At 49.6% G+C, this 14,114-nt stretch carries 6 protein-coding genes; 4 read left to right on the top strand and 2 right to left on the bottom strand.

Going from position 1 to position 14,114, the window contains the following annotated elements; translation table 11 throughout:
- Positions 1–171: 171 nt before the first annotated feature.
- On the bottom strand, positions 172–7,854 hold the full coding sequence (locus ACEW9I_RS09985; protein WP_373540196.1) for an amino acid adenylation domain-containing protein: 7,683 nt from the start codon (positions 7,852–7,854) through the stop codon (positions 172–174).
- Between the two features lie 720 nt (positions 7,855–8,574).
- Between ACEW9I_RS09985 and ACEW9I_RS09980 the strand changes: the two genes are divergently transcribed.
- From ACEW9I_RS09980 to ACEW9I_RS09965, 4 genes are all read left to right on the top strand, one after another.
- The gene (locus ACEW9I_RS09980; protein WP_373540195.1) at positions 8,575–10,029 is read left to right on the top strand and encodes a sugar transferase; all 1,455 of its coding nucleotides are present in this window, start codon (positions 8,575–8,577) and stop codon (positions 10,027–10,029) included.
- A gap of 275 nt (positions 10,030–10,304) precedes the next feature.
- Positions 10,305–11,690: an alpha/beta hydrolase family protein gene (locus ACEW9I_RS09975; RefSeq protein WP_373540194.1), complete on the top strand. Its 1,386-nt coding sequence runs from the start codon at positions 10,305–10,307 to the stop codon at positions 11,688–11,690.
- Positions 11,691–11,805: 115 nt separating this feature from the next.
- On the top strand, positions 11,806–13,104 hold the full coding sequence (gene thrC / locus ACEW9I_RS09970; RefSeq protein ID WP_373540193.1) for a threonine synthase: 1,299 nt from the start codon (positions 11,806–11,808) through the stop codon (positions 13,102–13,104).
- Positions 13,105–13,292: 188 nt separating this feature from the next.
- Entirely contained in the window at positions 13,293–13,568 is a 276-nt protein-coding gene (locus ACEW9I_RS09965; protein WP_373540192.1) for a MoaD/ThiS family protein, read from the top strand.
- 353 nt (positions 13,569–13,921) lie between these two features.
- Here ACEW9I_RS09965 and ACEW9I_RS09960 read toward each other — a convergent pair.
- Positions 13,922–14,114, bottom strand: a 193-nt coding sequence (locus tag ACEW9I_RS09960) for a carbohydrate porin (RefSeq protein WP_373540191.1), incomplete at its 5' end; no start/stop codon positions are given.

Raw genomic sequence — 14,114 nt, 5'->3', positions numbered from 1 at the left:
ATATCGATTTAATGTTTGTAAGTAGATTCTTGCAAGTATTTATAATATTGACAATGCCTGAAACCCATCTGGTGGGCACTGCCCACCCTACAAAGCTAATCACTTCGCTGTCTTGATTCGCTTGCAAGGTTGCGCTAAACCCTCGGCAAAGCCGAGGAGCGCGAATCGCTGTCAACTGTCAACTGTCAACTGTTTAACGAGCTGGAGATATTTACCCGTATGCTGCGGATCGCTGATAAACCAAGCTGGATTGCCTTGGCGATCTTTGCCGAGTTTCGCACCTGGTTGGGGGGGAAGATTGTGATTGATGGCGATCGCATTGCCCGCACTTGCTAGCAATCCCGTCGATTGCAACTCGGCAATACTGACTTTGAACGCCCACAAAATTCGCTCGATATCTTCGTCACTATGAGCGAGTGTCAAAAAGCAGGGACGGTATTCCCAGACATGAATGCCTTGAATCCGTAATAGGTAAAATAGCAAGCTACCATAGCTGACAGTCGGTGGAAAGGTAATATAAAACCACGAACTAAAATATTCGATCTGAATTGGTGCCCCAACTAATTGACAGTGTGCTCGAAGTTGCTCAACAAGTTGTTTGACTTTATTTGCTATTGAGATTTGGATTTGCGCTCCGCCTGCTTGCAGCTTCGTCAACACTGCTTCCACCGCCGCAAGAGCCAGCGGGTGACGGACAAAAGTACCCGCAAAGAATGTCACCCCGACTTCAGGGATCGATCGATCGCCAAATTGCCAGAACCCACCATCGAGCGCATCCATATATGTCGCCGAGCCAGTCAAAATCCCGATCGGCAAACCACCACCGACGACTTTGCCATAAGTGGCGATGTCTGCTCGAATCCCAAAGTATTCCTGCGCTCCGCCAGGTGCAACTCTAAATCCCGTCACAACTTCATCAAAGATCAAGGCAGTTTCGGCAGCCGTGGTAATCTGGCGTAGCTCTTGTAAAAAGGCTCGCGGTTGAAGTTCGGGGTGGCGACTTTGGATCGGTTCGACGATGACAGCGGCTAGCTCATCCGCACAGTTGCGAATGATTTCTAGCGATGCGGGAGTGCCGTACTCTAGCACCAACACATTGTCGCAGACATTGGGCATGATGCCTGGAGCCGCAGGTACAGAGCCGTCAGAGCCAGCGCGGACGAGGACTTCATCAAAAGTACCGTGATAAGAGTTGGCAAAAATCACGATCCGATCGCGTCCTGTCACCGTCCGCGCGATCCGAAATGCTGCCATTACCGCCTCGGAACCCGTATTACAAAAAGCCACCCGCTCCATCCCCGTAATTTCGGCGATCGTCTTGGCAACCTTGCCCGCTAAAGGCGTTTGGGGGCCGATCGCCATGCCGAGATCGAGCTGTGCTCTGAGTGCCTCTGTCACAAAATCCGGCGACCACCCAAAGAAATTTAACCCAAATCCATTGGTCAGATCGATGTATTCATGACCATCTTCATCCCACAATCGCGACCCCTGAGCGCGATTGATGACGATCGGATAGACCATTTCTTTGAGCAGAGGCGTAAATCCCGAAACGGTGCGTGGATCGGCGAGATAGCTGCGATGCGCTTGGGCTTGACGTTTGGACTCACTGGTGCGGGCGATATAACGATCGCTAATGTGGGCGAGGGCGATCTGTTGGGCGGGGGTAAGGCTGGTATCGAGCGATCGACCGATTTTGGTGCCTGGAGCTGGTGCTGTGACAGGCTTCGCTACAGCGGGGAGGATTGGATTTGGGGCAGTGCTGTGACCGTTACTCTGATGAGCTGCTTCCACGGCTGGGAGCGCAACTACTGGAGTCTGGGGGATTGGAGCGGGAGCTGGTGGGGCGATATTATTGCCACCGAGCAATTCTAGTTGCCGCGCCATGATTTGGAGCTGTTGCTGTACCAGGGAGGCGATCGCGCTATCTGGGGCAGGTGCAGCGATCGGGCTAGGAGGCACAGGATTAATGACGCTGACAGCAGGCAAGATCGGGCTAGGAGCGGCTACGGGAGTAGGATTCACGATGGGGGTCGAAATGCTCGCCACGGGCGCAGGAGCGGCATCTGGCGGCAGTTGGCGATCGATCGAGTGAGCCAGGGCATCTAGAGTCGAGCAGTCTTCCAAGAGTTGCCGAAACGTCACTTTGACTTTGAATTTTTTCTTGAGGCTCAGAGCGACTTGAGTCAGCGACAGCGAATCCAAACCTAGTTCCAAGAACGTCGCTAGCTGTTCGGTGGCACCGATTTCGACTCCGGCGGTATCCTTGAAAACTGCCGCGATCTCGGGGATGAGTAGCGTGGTGCGTGGTGCTGTCGGTATAAGTTGCTCTGTGTGCATAATCCGCTCTTGAGAAGTTGCAGGTGTAATCGGATCGATCGCCATTGCAGGTACTAAATCCCGATGCGGGAGCGGCTCGATCCAGAATTTTTGCCGTTCAAAGGGATAGGTAGGTAGGGGGACGCGATATCGATGCTCATCGGTGGAGAATTGCGCCCAATCGATCGAGATTCCCGCTAGCCAGAGTTGTCCGACAGCTTGGAGGATCGATTGCCAGTCGGCGTCATCGTCAGCGGTAGTGCCGAGCGAGGCGATCGCGATCTGATGAGTGCGATCGGTTGCTTGTTGTCGAGCCAGAGTCGTCAAAGTTTGGCGCGATCCGACTTCTAGTAAAACAAAGTTTGGGTTGTGTCGCCATAGTATTTTGACACCTTCAGCAAAACGGACGGGTTTTAGCAGATGATCTGCCCAATAGTTGGGACTTATGGCTTGCTCGTCGGTAATCCAATCGGCGGTTACTAGCGAGACAAAGGGGATCTGGGGCGGAGATAGCCGCATATTTTTGACCACATCGGCAAAAGGTGCGACGATCGACTCCATCATCGGGGAATGAAAGGCATGGGATGTCTGTAATAATTTGCAAACTATTTCCTCCCGCTCTAACTCCTGCTGCAACTGCTCGATCGCCGCATGCGTCCCCGATACGACACATAGATGCGACCCATTAATGGCAGCGATCGCCAGTGCGGGGGTGAGCCTGAGCGCGACATCAGCGGCGGGAAGACGGACGGAAAGCATCGCCCCTGTAGGTAAGTCCCACATCAGTTTTCCGCGCGCTGCCACGAGTTTGAGCGCGTCTGGGAGCGAGAATACCCCCGCCAGACAAGCGGCGACGATCTCCCCGATACTATGCCCGATCGCGGCTGCGGGTGTCAGTCCCCAACTGCGCCACAATTGCATCAGTGCATATTCGATCGCAAATATTGCAGGTTGAGTATAACGAGTTTGATTTAGCAGCTCCTTACTAATGGCTGAATTGGCGGCGGCTGGATATAGGAGATTACGGATATCCAAGTCTAGTAACGGTTGTAAAATCTCCGTACACCGATCGATCGCTTGTCGGAATACGGGTGCCGATCGATACAAATTTGCACCCATATTTAGATACTGTGTCCCTTGCCCAGAAAACATGAATACCAGTTCGGGCTGCTGACTGGGTGCGCGGCGAGTGGCGGTGTGGTGGGGCGGTAAAGTAGCGAGATAGTCGATCGCTTGGGCGCGATCTTTGGCAACGATAAAGCGACGCCGCTCGAAGGTTTTGCGCCCCTGCTGGAGGGTGTAAGCCACATCGGCTAGATCTAGTTCTGGGTGGTGCTGGAGGTGTTCCTGGAGATTGGTAGTCAGTCGATCGATCGCCAGTTCGGTTTTACCTGAAAGTAGCAACAGTTGGTAAGGACGCGCTGGACTAGCAGCCAAACTGGGGGGTGCTTGTTCGAGGATGACGTGGGCATTGGTACCGCCGCCACCAAAGGAACTCACCCCCGCGCGGCGCGGCTCTGGAGTGTCCCAGTCAACTAATTTAGTATTGACATAAAATGGACTACTGGCAAAATCAATGTGCGGATTGGGTCGATCGAAGTTGATACTCGGTGGAATTTGGCGATGATAGATCGCCAACACGGTTTTGATCAAGCCCGCGACACCTGCGGCGGCGGTGAGATGTCCCAAGTTGCTCTTGATCGAACCGATGCCACAAAATTGAGTAGCATTTGTTTTTGTCCGAAAAGCCTGAGTCAGTGCTTCAACTTCGATCGGATCGCCCAATGCGGTAGCTGTACCGTGTGCTTCTATGTACGCGATCGTCGCTGGATCGACACCTGCCATCTGTTGAGCTTGGAGGATCGCCCCCATCTGTCCGCTGATACTCGGAGCCGTAAAACTGACTTTATCCGCACCGTCGTTATTAATGCCCACACCTTTGATGACAGCATAAATCCGATCGCCAGCCGCGATCGCGTCATCAACTCTTTTTAAGACGACAATCCCCGCCCCATTATTAAATGATGTCCCTTGGGCGGCGGCATCGAACGGACGGCAATGTCCATCGGGGGTAAAAATACTCCCTTCTTGATGCAAGTAACCTTGATTTTGGGGCGTCCCGATCGCAATCCCCCCCGCCAAAGCCAGATCGCACTGGTGACTCAACAATCCCTGTACCGCTTGAATGATGGCGACTAGCGATGTCGAACAAGCCGTACTGATACTGATACTCGGCCCCTTGAGGTTGAGTTTATACGATGCGCGGGTGGGAAGATAATCACGATCGTTGACTAGATGTGTCTGAAGTTCGCCAAAGCGATCGATAATTTCCGCTCTACCGCTCAGATGCCGTTCAAAATAAGTATTCTCCGCCGAGCCAGCATAGACACCAATTTTATTGTCAGCAGTCGCCGTATACCCCGCCTGTTCGAGAGCCTCAGACGCCAGCTCGACAAAAATTCGCGCCTGGGGGTCCATCACTTCCGCTTCTTTGACACCCATCCCAAAGAAGCCCGCATCAAACAATTCGGCTCCAGCCAGCACCCCCTTAGCACGGACATAATTGGGATCGGCAAGCAATGCTCGATCGATACTCGGATCGATTTCGTCCTCTTCAAAAAAAGTTATCGACTCCCGCCCCGCACACAGATTTTCCCACAACTGCTCGACACTAGCTGCACCTGGAAATCTCCCCACCATCCCAATCACGGCGATACCTGTGTGTGTGGCTGGATTGGGCGCAGCAATTGGCTCTGGCGTGGGCACAATCGATCGCCCCTGCATCGCTTCAGTCAGATATGCCGCCATCGATCGAATTGTCGGATATTGATATAGTCTCACCACCGCGACTTTGAGCTGAAATCGAATTTGGATGCGATCGATAACTTTCAATCCCAAGAGCGAGTTACCACCCAAATCGAAAAAATTGTCCTCAATCCCGACACTTTCCACTCTGAGGATTTCCGCCCAAATCGTCGTCAAGATCGCAACGATCGATATCCCCGCTCCGACCGTTTTCGGCGGTAAGCTCGGACTAGAATTAGGCAATGCCACCAATGCTTGGCGATCGATCTTGCCATTGGCTGTCAGCGGGATCGCCGCCACGCAGACAAAGCTCGACGGCACCATATAGTCGGGTAACTGCTCTCTGAGCTTGGCTCTAAGATCGCCAATCGCGATCGGTGTCTCACTTGCAGGCACCAGATAAGCCACCAGCCGGAGATCGCCTGGTTCATCCTCGGTGACGACAACTACCGCCGCTTGTACCTGTGGCTGTCGCGCCAGCGTCGATTCGATCTCTCCCAGCTCGATCCGAAATCCGCGAATTTTGACCTGATTGTCAATCCGTCCCAGATACTCGATATCGCCATTAGGCAGATACCGCGCCAAGTCGCCAGTTTTGTACAATACATCCCCACTTGCCATGCGAAAAGGATGCGGAATAAACCGCTCGGCTGTCAATTCGGGACGGTTCAAATACCCCCGCGCCACACCCGCGCCACCAACATACATCTCTCCCTCCACCCCGATCTTGACTTGTTGTAACTCAGGATCGAGAATATACAATTCTAAATCAGGAATCGGTCGCCCGATTGTACTACCGCGCTCTAGATCCGCGATCCCAATCGGGCGACAAGTAACATGGACGGTAGTCTCAGTGATCCCATACATATTCACCAACTGCGGCGTCTTGTCACCATACTTAGCAAACCACGGCTGCAAACTATGGAGATCGAGAGCCTCACCCCCAAAAATCACCAGCCGCAAGCCCAACTTTGCCGCCTGCGGATCGCTAGCTACCCGCAGCAGTTGCCGAAAAGCTGAAGGTGTCTGATTGAGAACACTCACCCGCTCCCGTTCCAACAACTCATAAAATTCTTGCGGCGATCGACTGGCATTTACAGGTACGATGACCAATCTCCCCCCATATATCAATGCCCCCCACAACTCCCACACCGAGAAGTCAAACGCATAGGAATGGAACAGCGTCCACACATCGCGATCGTCAAACCGATACCACTCCTGAGTCGCATCAAACAACCGCCCAACATTGGCATGAGTCACCAGTACACCCTTGGGTCGTCCCGTTGAGCCAGAAGTATAGATAATATAAGCAAGATTGTCTGGTGTCAGTCCCGCCACCACTGGGTTGGCTCTTGCCAACTCCGGATCTAGCTCATCCACACAAACAATCTCGCCCCCATACCCCCCAAAAACCGATCTCGAATGACTGCTCGTCACCAACACTGGCACTTGGGCATCTCCCAACATATATGCCAGCCGCTCCTGGGGGTAGGTGGGGTCGAGCGGCACGTAAGCACCGCCAGCCTTGAGAATTCCCAAAATCCCAATTATCAGCTCTAGCGAACGTTCTAACCCGATCCCGACCAATACTTCGGGTTTGACACCCACAGCTTGCAGACGGTGTGCCAACTGATTGGCGCGATCGTTTAACTGGCGATAAGTGAGCTGTTGACGCTCATAGCAGATCGCGATCGCGTCTGGCGTCCGCGCGACTTGTGCTTCAAACAACTGATGGAGACATTTAGTTTGAGGATAACTTTGTTGTGGTTGCTGCCTTTGTGCTAGTAGTTGCTGTTGTTGTGGAGCCAAGAGCAAATCGTTGGCTATCTGATACACTTCTCGATCGACCCAGTTCAACTGGATGTCATAATTTAAGACTAGCTGGATTGTTTCTAGAGCCATACTCAATGCTCCCGCCTGTGCCAATCTAATTGCATCGTAAAGGAGGCGATTGCCATAAAATTTTATCCAAGTGGCTCGACCGCGTTCGTAGGCTTTTATCAGCTCTGGATCGCCAGTTTGCCGAACGTATTCACCTTCCAAGTCAATCGTGTGCAGAGTCGAAGCCAGCATTTTGGCAGATTCACTCGAAAAATTGCTCCCGTGATATCGATACTCAGAAACTACTAGATCGTGGTAGTAGATCGGACATGTACTGGCGATCCTCAACCATAAATTCAGATCCTCAAGCCCTAGTGCGAACCCACCAATCGATTCGACTGCCTCACGCCGAACGATCGCCGTAGCACACTGGATATTGTGCCGTGCATCTAAAATAGTTGCATAGCTAGCGACTGGCGGCGGCTCATCAAATAGTTTTTGGGTGCTATACGACCCATCGGGGTTAACTGCTCTAAATACGTACCTGCCAAAGACAAAGCCAGCTTCGGGGTGTGCATTCAGGCAATTTATCCCGATCTCAACTGCCTGTGGGAGCAAGCAATCATCGCTATCGAGAAAGATCAGATATGCAGCCTTTGAAATCTCGATTCCCCGATTCCGCGCAGCCAGATAACCCTGGTTACTTTGGTAAATGTATGTAACTGTTGGATAGCGATCGCATACCATTTTGGTGTCATCGATCGACCCATCATCAACCACAATTATCTCGATCTGGGTATAAGTTTGACTGAGGACACTTTCAATTGCTGCTGGTAAAAACTTACCGCTGTTGTATGCCGGAATGATGACAGATACATTACTATCGCTTGAGTTAGCCACCGGTTGATTCATAAATTTGCTACTTCTGCTCAACTATTTCGATCGCCACTGAGAGGATCGTATATCGCCAACCTCTTTGGTTGAATTTGTGTATTTCTAAACTATGCCAAACTATCCTCTCAACCAATTAGCTACTCCAACGGTTTGCCCAGGTGTAATCTGAAAACATATCTCTAACAAAACTGCATTCTCCACTTTTTGTCAACGATCTAAATCACACCAAAGTCGATAATGTCTATATCTACCAATCGCGCTCCTGTCATCAGCTCAGTCAGATCGCTTAGAGTCATACATTATTGATTTTTCCAGGTCACTCCTCAATTTAATTTAGCTATACTTATAATTTAGATCGTCATTTATTTACCGATCGCCTACCATCTATACATGGCTGTGAATAGCTTTACAGATTAGCTACTTCAGACAACTACGTAAAAAATTAGAGGTATACATCTAATTTTTCTCGATGATTACTTAATACTCAACAGCCAAATGACTGAATTTATTCGGTCAAAAATTTAGTTTGTTATAGGTAAATAGTCTGAAATAAGGTTCAATACTATACGTTTAAAGAGCGATCGTCTGAATGTTGACATTATTGATGTTTTCTGGTGATGATGTCAGAAGACATTTTCTAAATAAATTCTCTCCTCAAGACCGTTAATCACCTGTGACAAAAAGTATTTCAAAATTGTTAGATATGCCGATCGCCCAACCTCACCCTGGAGCGATAGTATGACCGATTTTAAAAAAAACGATCTCAATCATCCGTGGCAGACAGAAGACATTCGCGCTACAAATGTGCCTCGCCGCTGGCGCATCCCGAGCATCGGGCTAAAATCGCTCAGTTTGCTCTTGCTGGACACGACAATGCTATTTACGTCGTGGGTAATCGCCGATCGGATCGGTACGCCAACAGTCGGCGTTCATCTAGCTGACTCCACGATCCCGATTCTCGCGGCGAGTATCGGTACGCTCACGGCATCCGGTTTCTATGGGACTGATGACAAGCTCCGCCGATTTGCCAAATTATTTAAATCGCTGATCGTGGCACAAATCATCGTGCTGATTACGGTTTTTTTCTACCAGCCAGGAGCGTGGGTATCGCGTTCGGTATTTTCGATCGCGTTGGTGCTCAATTTTATATTCATTGGCGGTGGGCGGTTTTTGTTCGATCTAGTGACAGTTGAGATCCGCAAGCACAACCCGATTTTTCAGCAATCAATCGTGTTGATTGGCGATCGGGTAGACATCGATCGAGTTCGCAAGTTATTGCAGCGATCTCAACAATTTAAAATTGATAGTATTATTGACTTGGCAGTGTGGGATATCCATAGTCAGTTAGATCGGGTGTTGATGCAGATTCGATCGCGTCAAGTGAGCGAGGTATTTATTTGCTCTCAACATTCGATCGACAATCAAATCATTTTATTTTGGAAATTAAAAGCAGCCGGAATCCATCTGCGGATCGTGCCGACGGAGCTACAGCTACCACAACGGTCGGCTGAGATCAAAATGATTGAAGAGATCCCCACAGTTCGCTTTAAATCACTACCGATCTTTGGGATCAATTTTCAGCTCAAGCGTCTATTTGATACGATCGCTTCATTATTGATTTTGATAGCAATCTCACCGTTACTACTAGTAGTTGCGATCCTGATCAAAAAATCATCTCCAGGGCCGATTTTTTATCGACAGCATCGAGTCGGTCTCAAAGGCAATCATTTCCAAGTCTGGAAATTTCGGACAATGGTCGCAAATGCTAGCCAACTTCAACAGCAACTAGAAGCTCAAAATGAGGTCAAAGGCGGAGTATTATTTAAAATCAAACATGACCCCCGCATTACCAAAATTGGTAAATTCCTGCGCGACTACAGCCTCGATGAGTTACCACAGTTATTCAATGTTTTGCAAGGACAAATGAGTCTAGTTGGACCGCGTCCACTCCCGATCAGAGACTATGAATTATCGCTGCAACCTAGCCAGCAGTTCGCCCAAAATCGACTATTGCGATATGAAGTCCTACCTGGAATTACTGGACTATGGCAAGTTAAGGGACGTGCTAATGTTGATTCTGATGATATTTTTTATTGGGATATGGTTTACATCATGCAATGGTCTTTGACGCTAGATGTGAAAATATTACTCCAAACAATTAAAGTAGTCTTATTAAAAGAGGGATCTTGTTAATTAGTTGATAGTTGACAGTTGACAGCGGCTTGCGATACGTAGGCTTTGTCGTAAGCGCAAGGCGCAGGCTCTCGGTTACGCGCAGCGTCTCCGAAGGAGAGGGTTTAGCAAGACAAGAAAGCGATTCGCTCTTGCAGCGATCCCAAATCAGATTCCAGGGGATTGGTGCGTTATGGCAGCAGCCCAACACACCCTACATCTATTAACCAAGATAGATAGATCGATCGCGATCGCATCACCAATGACGAGCAAATAATCTCTCAGATATTCACAACATGAATAGATCGAAATATTTATACCTGCTTGTCCTAACTGTAGCTATCATTGCGCCGATCGCGATCGAATTTGTACGAGGCAATTATCGATGGCAACTGCTCCCCGCATTGAGCTGTGGACTAGTGCTGGCGATCTCAACTTTGGTACTTTTCAAGTTCAAAATCAAATTACCACTGTTATTTTCCATCGCGATCGGATTGGGACTCATTGGCTCGATCGCTTCCGCGCTACTTTCCTATCTATTTCCGGTGTTTACATTTCCTACTCCAACGGGTAAGTATTCAGTCGGGACAACATCGATCTATTTAGTCGATCGATCGCGAAGGGAACTATGCGATCCAGCTAACACATCTAACCGATCGCTAGTCATTCAAGTTTGGTATCCTACCACCGATACTAGTGGCATCAAAGCACCTTATTTAGCAGATCCACTGTTGATTCCATCAGGAACATTCAGTCACTTAGGATTGGTAAAAACTAATGCCCTGCTCGCTCCACCGATTGCAACTGCGGCGACACCCTACCCAGTCATTATCTATACTCCTTCATGGGGCGGATATCGGACAGACAATACTTTTCAAACTCAAGAACTTGCCAGTCATGGATTTGTAGTAATTGGGCTGGAACATCCTTGCTCGGTACCGATGGCGATCTATCCAAACGGTAAAGTAATTTACGGCAACTTATCTAGTGACTATACCTCTTCAGATGCCGCATTTACCAAGTTGCTACAAGTAGGCGAAGCGCAACTAATTCTCAGAACTCAAGATATTCAGTTCGTGCTCGATCGATTGCCAGAGATCGCCAAGCACAAGCTATTTAAAAACAATTTCAATCTCACTCAAATCGGCATTTTTGGACACTCATTTGGTGGAGCAGCCGCCGCCCAGGCGTGCGCGATCGATTCTCGCCTCAAAGCTGGCATCAATATGGATGGCTTATTATTTGGCTCGGCAGCTCAACACGGTGCCACTCAGCCCTTTTTATTCATGAACTCAGATTATCCCCGCCCAACAGCCGCCGATCTCCGTCCGCCGCACCATCCCCACCAAAGATCGCAGCAAACTGATGCCTGGGGCTACGAGCAACGCGATCGCTGGTTTCGACAGCACGGTGGCTACAATCTAACCCTCACGGGATCTGCTCACATGAATTTTTCTGACTATCCACTTAGATCTCGCCTTAACCAAGATGGTGGCAAAATCTCTCCCCAGCGCGCGATGGCGATCGTTAATGCCTACACTCTGGCATTTTTTGGACAAGAATTAAGGGGGCAGCCTGCGCCACTACTCGCACGAGTCACACCTGAGTCTAGCGATCGTCAATCTACTAGTAGTCTCTTCCCAGAGGCAATCTTTGAAAATTATCCTCAGCCTGCTCCCTAACTGCATAGTACCTATACCCGACTAATTTAGTCGGGTATATTTGACGGCTCGATCGAGACGTGATATCGTTGTGCTCAACAAGTTGACGGATCTCTAATCACAGCGACATCCCACTATGACCCAAGCAACCCTAAACAGCAATCGAACCACTGCCGCCAAAGGACTAGCCTGCAAAGAATGCGGTACTGAATACGAACTCAAAGCTACCCATATTTGCGAACTTTGCTTCGGGCCATTGGAAGTCCAATATGATTATGACTACCTCCGCACCAAAGTAACTCGCGAAAGTATCAAAGCTGGCCCCCACTCGATTTGGCGATACAAAGATCTACTACCAGTTCCCGACGAGCATATTATCGATGTCGGTACTGGGATGACACCACTACTTAAAGCCAATCGCTTGGCACGTCGCTTGGGCTTAAAGAATCTCTACATCAAAAATGATGCCGTCAATATGCCCACCTTGAGCTTCAAGGATCGGGTAGTCTCTGTCGCACTCTCCAAAGCCAAAGAATTTGGCTTCTCGACGATCTCTTGTGCCAGTACTGGCAATCTCGCCAACTCAACAGCAGCGATCGCCGCTCATGCTGGTTTAGAGTGTTGTGTCTTCATCCCAGCCGATCTCGAAGCAGGTAAAGTCTTAGGAACGGTGATTTATGGGCCGACTGTGATGGCAGTCAAGGGCAACTACGACCAAGTAAATCGCCTCTGTTGTGAAATCGCCAATACTTATGGTTGGGGATTTGTCAATATCAATCTTCGCCCTTACTATTCCGAAGGCTCCAAAACGCTCGGCTATGAAGTCGCCGAACAACTAGGTTGGGAATTGCCCGATCACATCGTCGCACCACTAGCTTCTGGTTCGTTATTTACCAAGATTCACAAAGGTTTCCAAGAATTTGTCAAAATCGGTCTAGTCGAAGATAAACCAGTACGATTCAGTGGCGCACAGGCTGAAGGTTGTTCGCCGATCGCCCAAGCTTATGCTGAAGGTCGGGATTTTGTCGTCCCAGTCAAACCAAATACGATCGCCAAATCGATCGCCATTGGCAACCCTGCTGACGGAATCTACGCCCTGGAACTTGCCCGCAAAACCAACGGCAATATCGAATCCGTCACCGATGCCGAAATCATCGAAGGGATGAAACTCCTCGCCGAAACTGAAGGGATCTTTACCGAAACTGCTGGTGGTACCACCATCGCCGTCCTTAAAAAACTCGTCGAAGCTGGTAAAATCAGCCCCGACGAAACCACCGTCGTCTACATCACAGGCAACGGACTCAAAACCCAAGAATCGATCCAGGGTTATGTCAGCGAACCGTTCACCATCGATGCCAAACTCGATAGCTTTGAACGCGCCCTAGAACGCTCCCAAACACTCGATCGCCTTGACTGGCAACAAGTCTTGGTTTAGATTTTAGGCTTTAGGTTTTAGGCGTTAGGGTAGGAGGAGCGGCATGTGAGCCACCCTCTACCCTCTGTAAGGTTGCGTTAAACCGTCGGGTTCCCCGACGAGTGTGCATCCGCTACCCTCTATTCCCTCTAACCCTGCCTAAAGCCTAAAGCCTAAAGCCTAACCACCCTCTACCCTCTACCCCCTAAATGACTGTTAAAGTTTTAGTCCCGACTGCACTGCAAAAATTTACTAGCGATCGCGCGACCATTGAATGCGATGGTAATAGTATCGCGGAGTTGCTCGATGCCCTCGAAGTGAGCTGTCCTGGCGTCAAAGCTCGACTCTGTGATGAGAGCGGTCAATTACGACGGTTTCTCAATCTCTATGTCAATGATGAAGATATCCGGTTCCTCGATGGTACAGGTACACCACTGCATGATGGCGACCAAGTAAGCATCGTTCCGGCTGTCGCTGGGGGTTAGACTCCATCCTCGATCGATTTGACTGCTGGTCAGTTCGCGATCGACATTACAACTAGACTTATAGCAGTCGCCACATCGGTTAAGACACTCTAGATCTCAGTCCGCGTAGCGATGCGCGATACGTAGGCAAAGCCGAGGGTTTAGCGCATCAAGACAGGCGGACTTTGCAGCACTAGCGGCGATTTTAATCGCTGTGCTGTCCTAACCGCCTTGGCGGTTGCTATATTAGATCCGATCGATAATTAGTCCGCACAGGCGAACTTTTTATTAACTATCGCAACTGCCAAGTGTCTTGTCTCGCCGATCTGGATCGAAAATCATCCTTGAATTCAGCAACGCCGGATTTTTACTGTTTAAAAGGTAAACGTAGTCCGCAACGCACCAATCACCGCACCACTACTATTAGCATCCTGATTGGGTGCCGTCAGATAAATAATTCCTGGCGTGATACTGAGATTGTCACTGACCTTGAACTGATAAAATCCCTCCAGATGCAGTCCAGCTTTCGTATCCGAGCTACCATCACTCGCAGCAGTTACCCGTGGT

Origin of the sequence: Chamaesiphon sp., from assembly GCF_041738855.1 — a bacterium.
Classification (GTDB): domain Bacteria; phylum Cyanobacteriota; class Cyanobacteriia; order Cyanobacteriales; family Chamaesiphonaceae; genus Chamaesiphon.
The sequence above is the reverse complement of the archived record's forward strand: the minus strand, read 5'-3'. Positions and strand labels throughout refer to the sequence as shown.